This is a genomic window from Amycolatopsis sp. CA-211722 (assembly GCF_056828465.1).
The window spans coordinates 4,203,642-4,217,773 of the sequence record NZ_CP184752.1 but is presented as its reverse complement, the minus strand read 5'-3'; the positions used below and the strand labels follow the sequence as shown (position 1 = coordinate 4,217,773).

General features: G+C 70.2%; 14 protein-coding genes. 1 reads left to right on the top strand and 13 read right to left on the bottom strand.

Going from position 1 to position 14,132, the window contains the following annotated elements; genetic code table 11:
• Nucleotides 1-177: 177 nt before the first annotated feature.
• The 7 genes from ACOCEP_RS20425 to ACOCEP_RS20395 all read right to left on the bottom strand — a co-directional run bounded on the left by ACOCEP_RS20425 (nucleotide 178) and on the right by ACOCEP_RS20395 (nucleotide 4,222).
• Nucleotides 178-366: a hypothetical protein gene (locus tag ACOCEP_RS20425; RefSeq protein ID WP_482339313.1), complete on the bottom strand. Its 189-nt coding sequence runs from the start codon at nucleotides 364-366 to the stop codon at nucleotides 178-180.
• A gap of 284 nt (nucleotides 367-650) precedes the next feature.
• Nucleotides 651-1,196, bottom strand: coding sequence for a carboxymuconolactone decarboxylase family protein (locus tag ACOCEP_RS20420; RefSeq protein WP_482339311.1), 546 nt, complete (start codon nucleotides 1,194-1,196; stop codon nucleotides 651-653).
• Nucleotides 1,168-1,647: a DUF6187 family protein gene (locus tag ACOCEP_RS20415; RefSeq protein ID WP_482339309.1), complete on the bottom strand. Its 480-nt coding sequence runs from the start codon at nucleotides 1,645-1,647 to the stop codon at nucleotides 1,168-1,170. The genes ACOCEP_RS20420 and ACOCEP_RS20415 overlap by 29 nt, the downstream gene beginning before the upstream one ends.
• A complete protein-coding gene (locus tag ACOCEP_RS20410; RefSeq protein ID WP_482339307.1) occupies nucleotides 1,640-2,959 on the bottom strand; it encodes an FAD-dependent oxidoreductase in 1,320 nt (439 codons plus the stop codon). The genes ACOCEP_RS20415 and ACOCEP_RS20410 overlap by 8 nt, the downstream gene beginning before the upstream one ends.
• An 8-nt stretch (nucleotides 2,960-2,967) precedes the next feature.
• Nucleotides 2,968-3,453, bottom strand: coding sequence for a DUF6423 family protein (locus ACOCEP_RS20405; RefSeq protein WP_465422195.1), 486 nt, complete (start codon nucleotides 3,451-3,453; stop codon nucleotides 2,968-2,970).
• A 218-nt stretch (nucleotides 3,454-3,671) separates the two neighbouring features.
• Entirely contained in the window at nucleotides 3,672-3,980 is a 309-nt protein-coding gene (locus tag ACOCEP_RS20400) for a DUF6235 family protein (RefSeq protein ID WP_340687578.1), read from the bottom strand.
• Between the two features lie 92 nt (nucleotides 3,981-4,072).
• A complete protein-coding gene (locus ACOCEP_RS20395; protein ID WP_482339305.1) occupies nucleotides 4,073-4,222 on the bottom strand; it encodes a hypothetical protein in 150 nt (49 codons plus the stop codon).
• Nucleotides 4,223-4,501: 279 nt separating this feature from the next.
• Here ACOCEP_RS20395 and ACOCEP_RS20390 point away from each other — a divergent pair, with 279 nt between their 5' ends.
• Nucleotides 4,502-4,678, top strand: coding sequence for a hypothetical protein (locus ACOCEP_RS20390; RefSeq protein WP_482339303.1), 177 nt, complete (start codon nucleotides 4,502-4,504; stop codon nucleotides 4,676-4,678).
• A gap of 220 nt (nucleotides 4,679-4,898) precedes the next feature.
• Here the strand turns inward: ACOCEP_RS20390 and ACOCEP_RS20385 are convergent, their stop codons facing one another.
• From ACOCEP_RS20385 to ACOCEP_RS20360, 6 genes are read right to left on the bottom strand one after another with little or no spacing between them, the layout of a single operon-like run.
• Entirely contained in the window at nucleotides 4,899-5,093 is a 195-nt protein-coding gene (locus ACOCEP_RS20385) for an acyl-CoA carboxylase subunit epsilon (RefSeq protein ID WP_482339301.1), read from the bottom strand.
• An 11-nt stretch (nucleotides 5,094-5,104) separates the two neighbouring features.
• Nucleotides 5,105-6,808: an acyl-CoA carboxylase subunit beta gene (locus tag ACOCEP_RS20380; protein ID WP_482339299.1), complete on the bottom strand. Its 1,704-nt coding sequence runs from the start codon at nucleotides 6,806-6,808 to the stop codon at nucleotides 5,105-5,107.
• A complete protein-coding gene (locus tag ACOCEP_RS20375; RefSeq protein WP_482339298.1) occupies nucleotides 6,805-6,972 on the bottom strand; it encodes a DUF6222 family protein in 168 nt (55 codons plus the stop codon). The genes ACOCEP_RS20380 and ACOCEP_RS20375 overlap by 4 nt, the downstream gene beginning before the upstream one ends.
• Before the next feature lie 17 nt (nucleotides 6,973-6,989).
• Nucleotides 6,990-7,562, bottom strand: coding sequence for a flavin reductase family protein (locus tag ACOCEP_RS20370; RefSeq protein WP_482339296.1), 573 nt, complete (start codon nucleotides 7,560-7,562; stop codon nucleotides 6,990-6,992).
• A gap of 1 nt (nucleotide 7,563) precedes the next feature.
• Nucleotides 7,564-8,004, bottom strand: a complete 441-nt coding sequence (locus ACOCEP_RS20365) for an acyl-CoA thioesterase (RefSeq protein ID WP_126729920.1) — start codon at nucleotides 8,002-8,004, stop codon at nucleotides 7,564-7,566.
• 1 nt (nucleotide 8,005) lies between these two features.
• Nucleotides 8,006-13,834, bottom strand: coding sequence for a type I polyketide synthase (locus tag ACOCEP_RS20360; RefSeq protein WP_482339294.1), 5,829 nt, complete (start codon nucleotides 13,832-13,834; stop codon nucleotides 8,006-8,008).
• Nucleotides 13,835-14,132: the final 298 nt, after the last annotated feature.

Here is a 14,132-nt window from a genome sequence, read left to right as displayed (position 1 = left end):
ACCGTTCGAGTGATGAGCCGACTCCGCCAAGAGGTGCCGGCTTGGTGGACTACGGAGCGAACGAGTTACGTGAATACGGGTTCCGCACTCGTTTGGCGACTTTCCGTGATTTCACGACCACGGCCGCCTCTCGCGTTCGCTACGCGAGAGGCGGCCGAGGGGAGTAAGTGGCTGGTTTCAGCTCGCCTCGGCCAGGGGCGGAGGGATTTCACAGGTGGTGAAGCAGCCGAAGACCTGGCCACCCTGGCGGTTGGACCAGTTGTCGAACCGGTCGATCACCAGCTCGACCTGGTGCCCGGCCGAAGCGGTGTCGATGCCCCGGACGGCGAAGAGCGAACGGACGTTGTCGGTCACAGCGTTCTGCATCGAAATGACTCCCAGGCTGGTCGGGGTTTTCCTTCAATGAGGAAATCGTGCCCTCATGTCCGTTTTCCAACCAGTGCCGTGCATCATCGCGGGAATGTGCTTTTTGCCTACTCCAGAAGGTTCTCGCGATTACTCCATTCCCGCGATCTTCACCATCGAATGGGGTAGCACGAAGCTACGCCGGTGACGGAACGCGGCGGAACGACCTCGGATAGGAACGATCACCGGACGTGACGCCTCGGCCATCGCTTTCGACACGAACAGCGCAATCGGGAGGGGGCTGCTCAGGAGCCGAGCAGGGTCGCCAATCCGGCGTATCCGCCCTCTTTCAGCCGCACGCCGGACGTCTTCGCGTACGCGGCATCGGCGCGGATCCCGAGTCCCTCGACCATCCGGTTCATGAAGTTGAACAGGGCGCACACGAGTACCGCGTCGTGCAGCGCGGCCTCGTCCCAGCCCGCCGCGAAGACGGCCTCAGCGTCCTCTTCGGTCACTCTGGACGGCGTCCGCGTCAGCTTGCCCACATAGGCCAGCACGGGCTTCATGCGCTCGTCCACGGGCGCGGAGGCGAGATCGTCCAGTGCGGCGGCCAGAAGTCCTTCCGGCACACCGAAAGCCTCCGCGGTGACGGTGTGGACCCCGTGGCAGTACCCGCAGTCGTTGACGCCGGAGACGTACGCCGCGATCAGCTCCCGCTCCCCCGCGTCGAACGCCGACGGCGCCCGCATGATGAGCTCGTGCAAGTCCAGCAGCTTCGACGCCGGGGCGGGAAACCGCTGGAACACCTGCAACAGAGTGGCGTCAGTCGGCAAAGACCCGAGATAGGACATCTTGTGCGCTCCCCTGTTCCGGCGACCGCCTGTCCGATGCGGGCCGGACCGTGTCGATGTCGTCGCGCCGCAGCCAGCAGGCCGCGAGGCAGGACACCGACGCCGGTCCCACCCCGGTCACCGTGGCGGTGACCCGCGCGGTCGCGTGTTCCCATTCTCGGCGCAGGGAGCCCGCCGACGCCATCTCCGGGCCTGCTTCGATCAACGGGCGGACCTCGCGCCAGCGGCGGATCCCGGCCTCGACGAGCGCTTCGGTGCCGAGGTCGAGCGCGCCGTGCCGGGCCTGGTCCACGGCGAGGGCGACCAGCGCGGGCTCGTCGGCGATCCGGGCCAGCCCGACGCCGGCGAGCAGACGTTCGGCGTCCAGTCCCATCAGGATCACCCCCGCCTCGGTCGAGGGAGCGTCGTCGACCGACGGCAGGGTGAAGCGGGAGTCGTAAGGCTCAGACACGGGCGACGTCCTTCGTGGCCGTCCGCAGCGGGAGGTCGCGGCGCAGGTTCTCGGCGACGGTGGCCGCGACCCGCGCGGTGGCGACCCGGTGACCGTCGATGTTGCGGGCGGCGGGTCCCAGCGCCATCCCCGCGGCCGCGCCGACGGCGAAGACCCGGGGCGCGCCGAGGTAGGCGAAGGTACGTTCGTCCAGGCGCGGCCAGCCGCCGCGATCGAGGACGGCCTCGTCGGGCATCAGGCCGTCCCCGATGGACGGCGTGGTGCCGAGCGCCAGTACGGCGTGGTCGACCGGCACCCGCGAACCGTCTTCGAGATGGAGGCCCACACCGGGCGTCACCTTCGTGATCGCCCGGCCGCGATGCACGATCAGCCGTCCTTCGGCTTCGGCCGCTTCGAGCATCGGGCGGAACTCGAACATGATCGACGCGCGCCGGAACCGGCCCATCAGTTCGAGCCGCTCGGACCAGCTCACGCCGTCGAAACGAGCGCGGCCTTCGGGCCGGAAGAACGACGAATTGACGTCGGCGCACTGATAACGTTCGCCCGCTTCGCGGACCACCCAGTGCACCTCGCGGCCCTGGGCGAGACCGTTGGAGATCAGGTGCGCGGCGGTGAGGCCGGCACCGACGACGGCGAGCCGTTTCCCGGCCTCGGGCACGGGCTCGTCCCAGTAGCTCACCCCGCGCGGCGGGTGGCCGCCACCCCACCAGGTGTCCGGGGCGGACCGGCGCTCCTCGCCGAGACAGAGGACGACGTGGCGTGCGGTGACGGAGAACCGATCGGCGCGCACGGTGACGGCGTCGGCGGTCGGCAGCACCTCGCGGACCGAACCGCGCCAGGTCCGCTCGGTGACGTGATGACTCGCCGCGAGATGACGGCAGTAGGCCTCGAAGACGTCGACGGGGACGACGGAGCGGTGCCCGGCCTGCGCCATGCGGATCTCCCGGCGTTCCACCGGGGTGAGCACCGACCAGTGCAGCCGGGCGAAGTCCAGGAGTTCACAGTCCCGGTACCCCTCGACGCCGGGATGGTGCTCGTACGGCGACCGCAGCACACGCTGGCCGAGCAGGTCGATACGGTCGAAGAACCGGCCGCAGGGACGGCCGTCGCGGTCGACCAGGACGATGCCGGTCACGCCGTGGTGCCACAACGCGGAGGCGACCGCGAGACCGGCCGGGCCCGCCCCGACGACGACCACGTCGGCGGCGGGCGGCGGTTCGGCGGTGACCGCCGCGCGGGCGCCGGGGAGCACCGGCCACTCGCGACCGCGCGGCGATTCGAGGAGATGGGGTTCCGGAACGAAGGTGATCACCGGCGTGCTCAGCCGATCACGGTCACCGGGACGATCAGCTCGATCACGGGCCGCTGCTTCATCCCGTTGCTGATCATTTCGTCCAGGGTCTGCTGTGACTGCTCGGCGGTGTCGGTCGCGATCGGGCTGTAGCGGGAGTAGGAGTAGGTCGGCTTCCGGCCGCCCGCGTCGAGCGAGTACACCTTGAGCACCGCTTCGCCGGGCCGGACTTCACCGTCGTAGAAGGTGAGGCGGCGCTGATCCGGCGTCATGAAGGACTTCGAGAACTGGCGGGACAGGACGAGCGTGTCGGCGTCGTTGACGAACGTCGAGTCCTCGTCGGTGACCACCTGCATCGCGACCCAGGTCTTGTCGGTCAGGTTGGTCTCGGACTTGATGACCTGCCAGCGGCCGGGCTCCGGGAGATTGACACTCACCGAGATGTCGTGCTCGGTGGTGTCGATCGCCCCGGAGATCATCAGCACCCGCCGCCGGACGTCGGCGACGCCGGCCATCTGAATGTCACGTGCGCGTACCCGAGTGGAAACGTCCAATCCCGGGAATTCAGGTGATGACATCTTTCACGCTCCCAGACCTCGATATCGCAATTCGAATCCGGCATGATCCCCCCAGCCGCAAACACCGGAAGAATTTCACGCTGAACTGGACGATGTCAAGATGAGGATCACATGATCCACTCCCCGCCGGGACTGGGCCGTTCGGCGGTACCGGGTCAGGATTCGTCGGACTCTTCGGCCCAGGCCGCCGCGGGTGTGCCCTGCTCCAGCGCACCGATGTAGACGATCTCGAACGAGGAGTCGGCGCGGTCGATACCGATGCGAAGGACGAGATCGTGTTTCACCAGAAAAAGAAACTGATGCGGTTCCCTGCTGTCGCCGAAAATGTCGTAGATGAGGAAGGCGGAACCGTCCGCCACCGCGAAAAGTGCCTCGTAGACGACATTGCGGTCGGCCTGCGGAGCATTGATCGCCCATTCTTCCAACACCTGCAAACCCGACGTGAGCTGGAGGCGCATAGCCATCCGGAGGCCTCCTCGTGGTCTGGTCGGTTCGCGGGCGATCTTCATCGTCGCGCGCGCGATACCTGGCGGTCTTCTTCGTCCGTGCGCCGTGTCTAGTTGTAACCGAGGACGATGTGCTCGGCCGGGAAATCGTTTTCAGGGGCCTGCCTCGGCTCCGGGACGACCGCCGCCGCGCCGGCCTCCGCGGCCCCGCGCGGGTCGAAATCATCGGTCACGACCCAAATTCGCACCTGTGCCGCCATGACGTTCCTCCCGGCCTTCGATGAACGACTCACTTGACAACCAAGGATGGACCTCTCCGATCGTGACCCGCTCGAGGACGGTCGGAGGGGTCGGTGCGCAAGGAAAAAGTCGCCGCAGCGGGGCGGCCGGTAGTGCCCTTGAGGTACCTCGAAACCCAGGGAGCGCACCATGACCGAACGCCTCGACCCGTACGAGATCTACGCCGACGACGAGGTCGACGTCGATTTGCTTGGCCTGTCGTGGCCCGACCCGGCGGTCCCCGAGCAGCGGGATCGGCAATGAGCGCCGCCGCCCGGCAGCGGACCTGTGCGGCCTGCGGGGGCCCGTTCGAGCCTGGGGAGCGAACGGATCTGGAGGCCGTGCTCGACGGAGGGATCCTCTACGTCGCGGTGCACGCCCGCCACAGTACGTACCCGCCGCGGCGGGAGACCGAGGCCGCGCGACGGCTCGCGTAAGTCCGTGAAGGCCTCCTTGAGGGACGCGGGGCCCCTCAAGAGGCCTGGACGCGCGTGCTCGAAGACCGCACACGCGTGACGGAACGCGTAACTCGCGTGATTGACGGCGTAACTCGCTTATACGCCCGGAAACACGCGAGATACGGCTCCAATCACGCGTGTTACGGCTCCAATCACGCGTGTTACGGCTCTGGACACGCGAGTGACGGCCACGCGCGCGTCAGGCCTGGCGCAAGGTCGAGGTACGCCAGGTCGGCGCGGTGAGTGGCGACCAGGCGGAGCGCGCCGCCGCGGGCGGGGGCGCGACGGAGGCGAACGCGGTGAAGACGGCCACGAGGGCCGCCAGTTCGGCGTCTTCCGGGTCCCCGCGCAGGACACGGAACGCGGGCGCACTGTCCAATTCGGACGGTGACATGGTTCCCCCGTTCAGATCGGGTGGTTGCCGTGCTTGCGCTGAGGCGCCGCCTTTCGCTTGTCCTGCAGCATGTCCAGCGCCCTGGCGACGGCGGACCGGGTGTCCGCGGGGTCGATGATGTCGTCGACCAGCCCGCGTTCGGCGGAGTACTGCGGGTTCATGAACTCCTCGGTGTACTCGGCGACCAGGTGCGCGCGCAACGCGTCCGGATCGGGCGCGGCGGCGAGATCCTTGCGGAACAGCACGTTGACCGCGCCCTCGGCGCCCATCACGGCGATCTGGTTGGTGGGCCACGCCAGCGAGAGATCGGTCCCGATGGACCGCGAGTCCATCACGATGTACGCGCCGCCGTACGCCTTGCGCAGGATGACCTGGACGCGCGGCACGGTCGCCTCGCAGTAGGCGTGCAGCAGCTGGGCCCCGTGCCGGATGATCCCCGAGTGCTCCTGCTCCACACCCGGCAGGAAACCCGGGACGTCCACGAGTGTCACCAGCGGGATGCTGAAGGCGTCACAGAACCGCACGAACCGCGCCGCCTTCTGCGACGCCGGGCCGTCGAGCACGCCGGCGAACACCATCGGCTGGTTGCCGACCAGGCCGACCACCCGCCCGTCGATCCGCGCGAGCGCGCACAGCACGTTGCCCGCCCATCGCTCGTGCAGTTCGAAGAATTCGCCGTCGTCGGCCAGTTCCGCGAACACGTCGCGCATGTCGTACGGCTTGTTCGGCTCCACCGGGACGAGTTCGGCGAAGCGGGGCCGCCGGTCCCTGCCCGCGTCCCGCGACGGCTCGCGGGGCGCCGGCTCCAGGTAGTTCGACGGCAGCAGCGACACCAGGTAGCGGACGTCGGCGAGGCAGCTCTCCTCGTCGTCGTGCACCACCGTCGCCACGCCGGACGACGCGCCGTGCACGTCCGCGCCCCCCAGTTCGTCGTGGCTGACCCGTTCCCCGGTCACGGTTTCGACGACGTCCGGCCCGGTCAGGTACATCCGGGCGGTGTCGCGCACCATGAAGACGAAATCCGCGAGCGCGGGCGAATAGGCCGCCCCGCCCGCGCACGGCCCCAGGACCACGCTGATCTGCGGGATGACGCCGGACGCCTCGACCTGGCGGCGGAAGATGCCGCCGTAGCCGTCGAGCGCCATGACCCCTTCCTGGATCCGCGCTCCCCCGCTGTCATTGAGCCCGATCAGCGGCGAGCCGGTGGCGATCGCCAGATCCAGCACCTTGTGGATCTTCGCCGCGTGTGCCTCGCCGAGCGAACCGCCGAAGAGGGTGAAGTCCTGCGCGTAGACGAACACCCGCCGTCCCTCGATCGTGCCCGAGCCGGCGACGACGCCGTCGGTGTACGGCCGGTTCTCCGCCAGCCCGAGCCCGTTCGCCTGATGCCGCCGGTACAGCTCGATCTCGGTGAAGGAATCGGGGTCCAGCAACAGCTCCAGCCGTTCCCGCGCGGTGTGCTTGCCGAGCGAGTGCTGCCGGCGGACGCCGTCGAGCCGCCCGTCGACGATGTGCTCACGCAGCTCGTCGCGCTGGGCGCGCAGCAACGGCATCGTCGGCTGCGGTGGGTGCACCGGTTCGGCGCCGCGGGCGAGGGGGATCACCCGCCCGTCGGTCGCCCTCGGGACCCGGGCGCGCCGCAGCCGGTCCTCCGGCAGCGGCACCACCTCGGAGTCTCCCGTGCGCTGAGCACCCGGATCACCTTGCAGGGTCACGCCGCGTCCCGTAGCCGGGCATCGCGTTCGAGTTCGTCGAGCTCGATCTCGCGCACGATGTCGCGCCAGCACACCCCCCGTCCGAGCCGGGGCATCGTGGTCACCACCGGTGGCCGCTCGGCCGTGGGCGCCGGGGCGGACTGGGTGGATTCGTCGATGGTCATGACATTCCTTTCTCTGGTCAGGCCGATGCCCGTATCCGGCCGTCGATCTGGTGATAGCCGCCGCTGTAGAAGACCAGCGAGTCCTGCGCGGTGCCGCGGCTGGAGGCGACCACCTTGCCGAGGAAGATCGAGTGGTCACCGCCTTCGTAGACCTCGGCCAGCTCGCATTCCAGCCACGCCAGCGCACCGTCGAGCAGCGGGGCGCCGGTCTGCGGGCCGGCCGTCCAGTCCACCGAGTCGAACTGCGCGATGCCTGCCGGGCGGCGCCAGTCGGCGAAGTACTTCGCCAGGTCCTTCTGATCCGACGCCAGCACCGTGACCGCGTACGAACCCGCCGACACGATCGCCTCGTGCATCCGGGCCGCGCGGGAAACGCAGCACAGCACCATCGGCGGCTCCAGCGACACGGACGTGACGGCGTTGGCGGTCATCCCGTGGGCCCGTTCGCCGCCGGCGGTCAGCACGGTGACCCCGGTGGCGAACTGGCCCATCACCTCCCGCAACCCGGCCTGCGCGGACAACCGGCGGCGGGAGACGGGCGACGGCAGGCGTTTCAGCACGGGCCGCGAAGGCTCGTCCGGTGTGCCCACGTCATTCCCCCTTGCCGTCGACCGCGTACGGGGCCAGCGCCTCGCGCAGCTGCTCGGGCACCCGGCTGGGCACCGTGGCCGTGTTCGGGCCGCGCATGCACGCGATCCGCTGGCGCCCGCGGGCCACCAGCCGCTCGCCCTCCGCGGTGAGGTGGACGTAGTCGAAGGTGAACTGGACCTGGGTCTGGGTCAGCTCTTCCAGCCGCAGCCGGATGGACAGCTCGTCGAACGCGGTGATCTCCGCGTAGAACTCGCAATCCACCTTGAGCGTGAAGAGCTTGAGGTCGTCACGGACCTCTTCGAGCACCGCGGGCGCCTTCTCCTTCAGGAACATCTCACGGCACCGGCCCTGCCAGCGCACGTAGTTCACGTAGTAGACGTTGCCCACCAGGTTGGTCTCTTCGAACCCGACGGTATGCAGGATCTCGTAGTAGTCGGCCATGTCAGTTCTCCTCTCCCTGGAGCACCGCGAAGACGACGGGATCGGGCCGGTCGTTGACGGTCGTCACCCAGGTGGCGATGCGGGCACCGCCGTGGGAAAGCACCGCCCAGCCGTCCGGGTCGACCCGGTGCACGGTGAGCGCCTGTGTCATGTCCCCGGTCTTACGCACGCATTCCAGCGCGCTCCAGACCCTGGTGTGCGCGACCGAAAGCGGCTCGCGGGCGTCCGCGGCGAGCAGTTCGCCCACCGACAGCAGATCCTCGCCGAGCAGCCCCGCCCAGTCTTCGGGCGTCCGCTCGATCGCGGTTTCGACGTCGCACGCGACCCGGCCGCCGCCCGCGATCGCCAGGGTGAGATCGGCGCTGTGCGACGCGCTCACCTCGACCCCGTCGGCCTCCGGTTTCCCGTCCGGGCGGTAGCGGATCTCGAGCGGGGCGTCGACGGCGCGGCCGGCGGCCAGCGCGGTCTGCGCCCGCCGTTCCGGCGTGGTCTCCACGGAGACACCCACCGGGTCCGGTTCGACGACGATCGCGCGGGACGAGCCGAGCAGCCGTTCGACGGAACGCTCCAAATAGGACCCGAGCATCGACGGCACCCAAGGCCCTTCGCCGTCCCGCTTGCGCACCGCGCGCAGCTTCAGCCCTTCCCAGCGCTCGACCAGCTTCCCGTCGGGGTTGCGGACGTCGAGGTCGTAGAGGTAGCTGTCGCCGTCCTGCGAACGCTCGCGGGCGTCGAGGAGCACGTACTCCGGGTCCTGCTCACCGGGTTCGGCGAGGTACAGCCGCTCGATCCCTTGCGGCAGCAGGGTCGCGTCCGGGACACAGCACTGGATCGCGTGCATCATCGCGTCGCGGGTGCCCGGGTCGGCCAGCAGCTTCTCCTGCGGGAGGAACGGCGCGAACCAGTCGACCTCGGCGCCGGTCGCGATCTCCGCGACCGCGTGCCGCGCGCTGGCCCGCCGGTATCCGGTGACCCGCTGGAACCGCTTGCCCTGGAACAGGACCGTGCCGTACAGCTCGGTCGTCGGGTCGACCGGGACCGGCGGCAGCGCGACGTCGCGGACGACGGTCTCGCCGAGCGGATCCGGCCGGGAGAACCGCAGCCGGGCCCGGAAGTGGTCGGCGCTGAACCCGGTCTCCCCGCTGCGCAGCACCACGTCCACCGTTTCGGCGTCCCTGGCCAGCGCCGCGAGCCGGATCGTGGTCGACCCGCCCGGCGAGACGATGATCGGGCGCAGGAACTCGACGTCGGAGAGCACCGGCGCGGGCAGCGTTTCCGCGCCGAGGGCGGCCTTCGCGACCTGCGTCATCGCCTCCATGCCGATCACCGCCGGGAACAGCAGCTGCCCGTCGAGCAGGTGGTCGGCCAGGTACGGGTCGCTGCCCGCGGACAGGTCGGCCTCGGTGATCAGCTCGACGCCCGGGTAGTGCACGACGGCCCGGTCGACGAAGCGGGTCAGCGGCAGTTCGCGCTTCTCCACCGGCAGGGTGGCCAGTCCCCCGGTCCGGCCGCAGACGACCAGCACCGACGGGGCGGTCGGATCGCCGACGACCTGGCGGAGGATCTCGATGCCCTCCTCGGTCGGGATCGGGGTGATGCCGTCGCGCATCAGCGCGCTGACGACACCGAGCTTCTCGCCCATGCCCGTCCCCGACCAGACCGACCATTCGAGGGCGATCGCCCTGGCCTGGGGGTGTTCCTGCCCGAACCGCACGGTCAGTTCGGTCATCCAGTCGTTGGCCGTGGCGTAGTGCGCCTCACCGCGCAGGCCCGCCCGGCCGATGATGCTGCCGAAGGTCACCAGCAGCTTGATCTTGTCCTGGTCGACGGCGTCGAGGACGGCGTTGAGACCGCCGATCTTCGGCGCCAGCGTCTTGCGGAAGCTCTCCTCGGTCAAGGAGAACAGCGCGGCGGGCTCGTTGCGGCCCGCGCCGTGCAGCACCGCGGTGACCGGGCCGAAGTCGTCCTGCACGCGGCCGATCGCGTCGGCGACCTGACGGGCGTCGGTGACGTCGGCGCGTTCGTAGCGGTAGGTGATGCCCGCCGCCGCCATCCGGCCGAGGTTCTCCGACAGTTCGGCGTCGTCGGCCGGGTCGCTCCGGCCGAGCAGCGCCAGTTTCGCGCCGGAGTCCTTGGCCAGCGCCAACGCGCTCTCGGCGGTGATGCCCTTGCCGCCACCGGTGACGAGCAGGACGTCCTCGGTCCCCAGCGGGGTCCCCTCGGCCTCGGCCGGGGTCAGGGCCGCGAGCTTCGGCACCGTGCGGATCCCGGCGGCGTCGTAGCGGACCTCGCTGAAGTCGGTGGTCGCCGCCACTTCGGCGACCACTGTGGACACCGCGGCGCTGACGGCCTCGGGGTCGACCGGGCCGACGTCGGCGAGATCGACGATCGTGGTGCGGGCCGACGGGTCCTCCAGCCGCAGCGTCTTCGCCAGACCGGAGGCGCCGAGACCGTGCTGCACCACGACGAAGCGCGTGCCGTTGGGCGCGGCCAGCACGGCACGGCCCGCGTCGAGGAACAGGCCGACGTCGCCGGAACCGCTGTCGGAGTTCAGGCAGAGCAGGACACCGTCGCCGACACCCGCGGTGGCCAGCGCCGCGCGCAGCGGCTCCGCCAGCGGATGGCCGTCCGGCGCGAACGCCGTCCACTCCGCGGTGGAGAGGCCCGGTGTGAGATCGGGCGACGGCTTCGGCGCGACGACGTACTCGACCCCGAACGGCCGGACCCACGGTCCGACGCCGGCGACCTCGGCCTGGTTGCTGTCGGCGGGTTTGGCGGTCTGGGCGAGTTCGTCGATCATCTCGGCGAGTTCGCCGAGACAGACGGTCGCGAAGTTCGGCATGCCCTCCAGCGCGGGGCGGCCGAGTGCCCGGGTCACGTCGTTGACGAGCTGGCCGACCGTGATCGACGAGAGGTGCAGGTCGTCGAGCGGATGCGTGTCGGCGGTGACCGCTTCGAGCGGCAGTTCGACCCGCTCGGAGGCGAGCTTGCGCAGCAGGTCGAGGGTGCTGCTGCCGCCGCTCTCCGAAGCCGTTCCGGCCGGGGCCTCGGCGGGCGAGGCGGGGTCGGCGACCCGGTCGCGGGCCAGGTCGGCGCCGATGGACGGCGCGGCCTCACACGGGCTGGAGAGGAACGAGAACTCCCCGTCCACCGGCAGCGTCCGCACGATCCGGCCGTCGAACAGCGCGGAGGTGTCCAGCTGGGCGCCGAACGCGAACGCGGCACCCGCGACCTTCAGCAGTGCGGCCAGTTTCGGGCTGTCGGTGTCGATCGCGAGCACCGGCGTGCCGGGTGCGATCTCGCCGAACAGGCCGGTGAGCACGTGACCCGGCCCGACCTCGATCACCAGGTCGCTGCGCTCGGCGACCTTCGCGGCCGCCTCGCGGAAGCGGACCGGCAGGACCACCTGGTCCCGGAGCAGGTCACGCAGGTCCTCGGCGGCGTGCAGGACGTCACCGGTCACCGTCGAGACGACGGGCCGGTCGAGCCTGGCGAAGTCGAACGCGGCCAGTTCCTCGGTCATCGCCTCGGCGGCCGGGACGACCGCCGGCGAATGGAACGCGTGCGAGACGTTGATGCGGGTGGCGGTGACCCCCTCCGCACGGGCGCGGGCGACCACCCGGTCGATCGCCTCCGACGGTCCGGAAAGGACGGTCTGCTCGGGCGCGTTGTAGCCAGCGATGACGACGTCCTCGCCCTCGGCGAACCGCTCGGCGACCCCCGGCCCGGCGGCGATCCCCGCCATGGCACCGTTTCCGTCGCTCGCGGTCGCCATCACCTTGCCGCGGATCTTGGCCAGCTTGAGGACTTCGCGTTCGGTGAGCGCGCCGCCCCAGTGCAGGGCGGTGAGCTCGCCGAGGCTGTGGCCGGCGACGGTTCGCGCTTCGATGCCGAGGCTCTTCAGGACGCGGAGCCCGGCGAGCGAACCGGTGACGATACGCGGCTGCGCGACCTCGGTGGCGACCTGGTCGGCGCCGGTCGAAAGGCCCGCCGCGCGGTAGATGTCGTCGGCGTGGGCGAAGCGTTTGCGCAGCGCGCCGACGGTGCCGCGTCCGGAACCCTGGCCGGGGAACAGGAAGCCGATCTTCGGATCCTTGGCGCGCGAGCCCGCGAAGATGCCGTCGCCGGTGGAGAAGACTTCCGGCTCCCCCTCGCCGAGGACGTCGAGCAGCTTGGCCAGCTTGCGCTCCGCGTCCTCGGGATTGGTCGCGACGATCGCGGCGCGGACCGGTTTCCCGGACAGTTCCGCGGAAAGCGTGGCCGCGAGGTCCCCGAGCTCCGCCAGCGAGAGCTTCGGCACGACCTCCAGCAGGCCGGTCAGCCTGCCGCGCAGCGACGCGGCGTCGTCGGCGTCGAGGAGCAGCAGTTCGCTGTCCTGCCGTCCGGCGACCAGCGCGCGGGTCCGCTCGTCGAGTTCCTTGCGCCGGGCCGCGCCCGGTGCCTCGGTGACGGTGACGTGCGAGTTGATGCCGCCGAAGCCCATCGCGGAGACACCCGCGCGGACGGGGTGGTCCGCGGGCCACAGCCCGGCCTCGGACGGGACGTACATCCGCGCCGAGTCGCCGACCAGCGACTCGTGCGGCTCGTAGTGGCCGGTCGCGGGCGGGATGACCTGGTGGTACACCGCCAGCGTGGCCTTGATCAGCCCGGCGACCCCGGCCGCGGCCTTGGTGTGGCCGATGTTGCCCTTGATCGTGCTCAGCGCGGCGCGGTCGGCGAGCGGGTCGGCGTCGCGGCGGGCGGTGGAGAGCGCCTCGATCTCGGTGGCGTCGCCCAGCGCGGTCCCGGTGCCGTGGCCCTCGAAGTAGGACACGGTCTCGACGCCGTAGCCCGCCTTCTCGTACGCCCGCTGAAGCGCGAGACGGTGTCCCGAGGCCTCCGGGCGGGTGATGCCGCCCTTGCCGTCGGACGAGACACCCCAGCCGCCGATGCTGGCGTAGATCCGCTTGCCCTGCGCGATCGCGTCGTCCTCGCGCATCAGCACGAGCATGCCGGAACCCTCACCGGGCCAGAAGCCGTTGGAATCGGCGTCGTAGACCTTCATCTCCCGCTTGGCGAGCGCGCCGGTCTTGGCGAAACCGATCACCTCGAACGGGTCGATCGACAAGTCGACACCACCCGCGATGGCGACGTCGAGGTCGCCCTCGGAAAGCGCGTTCGCGGCCGTGACCACGGAAAGCAGCGAAGACGAGCAGGCGCCGTCCACGGTGAACCCGCCGCCGCCGAAGTCGAAGAAGTTGCAGACGCGGCCGGCGATCGTGTTCGCCAGCCCGCCCGCGAGCGTGTCCTCGTCGATCTCGGGGAACGGAGCCTTGTACTGCGCCTCGAGATCGTGAAGGAACTCGGCGGTGTCGCCCTCGGCCCAGCCGCGCTCGGCGAGCGCCGCCGCGACCGTGCGGCGCACGTACGGCCAGCGCAGCCGCATGATGTTGGCGCGCGAGAACTCGCCGGTGAGGCTGTTGCCGATCACCACGCCGGTGGCGGATCGCGGCAGGCCCTCGCCTTCGGGGAACCCCGCGTCCGCCAGCGCCTGCGCGGCGACGTCGAGCGCCAGCCAGTGCGTGGTGTCGGTCGAGCGGAAGGTGCTGCCCGCGACCTTGTACTTGATCCGGTCGAATTCCCAGTCGCGGAGGACCGCGGCCTTCTGGGCGTAGAAACGGTCCGGGGCCTTGGGGTCGGCCGAGTAGTAGTCCTCGCGGTTCATCCGCTCGTCGGGCAGTCTCCGGAACGCCCTGCGGCCGGCGAGGACGTTCTCCCACAGTTCTTCCGGGGAACCGGCGTCCGGGTATCGGAGACCGATACCGACAATCGAAATCCGCTCAACGCTCATGCCACCGCACTCCCCTAGCTCTCAACACTCAAGTCACGGAATCCGGTCCCGGCGCCGGGCTCTGTCCCCAGAAACACGGCCGCCGTCCGTTCGCGCAGTCCGGTCAAGCATGAACCGGCGGCGGGCGCGAAGTCTTCTCTCTGGTTGTTGAAGGTGGCCCGCTGTCTGGGCCAGGCACGTTCGGATGGCGGCATCCGGCGCGTCCTCGACTGTCCACACGGGACAGATATCGTGGTCCAGGCGCCCGCTTCGAGCGCTTCTCGACCGGGTCACGAGTGGTGAAGAGCGTTCCATCGTG

Bases quoted from the DNA above. Each gene is read 5' to 3' on its own strand.
- ACOCEP_RS20425 (WP_482339313.1), bottom strand. From the start codon at position 366: ATGCAGAACGCTGTGACCGACAACGTCCGTTCGCTCTTCGCCGTCCGG.
- ACOCEP_RS20420 (WP_482339311.1), bottom strand. From the start codon at position 1,196: ATGTCCTATCTCGGGTCTTTGCCGACTGACGCCACTCTGTTGCAGGTG.
- ACOCEP_RS20405 (WP_465422195.1), bottom strand. From the start codon at position 3,453: ATGGCCGGCGTCGCCGACGTCCGGCGGCGGGTGCTGATGATCTCCGGG.
- ACOCEP_RS20400 (WP_340687578.1), bottom strand. From the start codon at position 3,980: ATGGCTATGCGCCTCCAGCTCACGTCGGGTTTGCAGGTGTTGGAAGAA.
- ACOCEP_RS20395 (WP_482339305.1), bottom strand. From the start codon at position 4,222: ATGGCGGCACAGGTGCGAATTTGGGTCGTGACCGATGATTTCGACCCG.
- ACOCEP_RS20390 (WP_482339303.1), top strand. From the start codon at position 4,502: ATGAGCGCCGCCGCCCGGCAGCGGACCTGTGCGGCCTGCGGGGGCCCG.
- ACOCEP_RS20385 (WP_482339301.1), bottom strand. From the start codon at position 5,093: ATGTCACCGTCCGAATTGGACAGTGCGCCCGCGTTCCGTGTCCTGCGC.
- ACOCEP_RS20375 (WP_482339298.1), bottom strand. From the start codon at position 6,972: ATGACCATCGACGAATCCACCCAGTCCGCCCCGGCGCCCACGGCCGAG.
- ACOCEP_RS20365 (WP_126729920.1), bottom strand. From the start codon at position 8,004: ATGGCCGACTACTACGAGATCCTGCATACCGTCGGGTTCGAAGAGACC.
- ACOCEP_RS20360 (WP_482339294.1), bottom strand. From the start codon at position 13,834: ATGAGCGTTGAGCGGATTTCGATTGTCGGTATCGGTCTCCGATACCCG.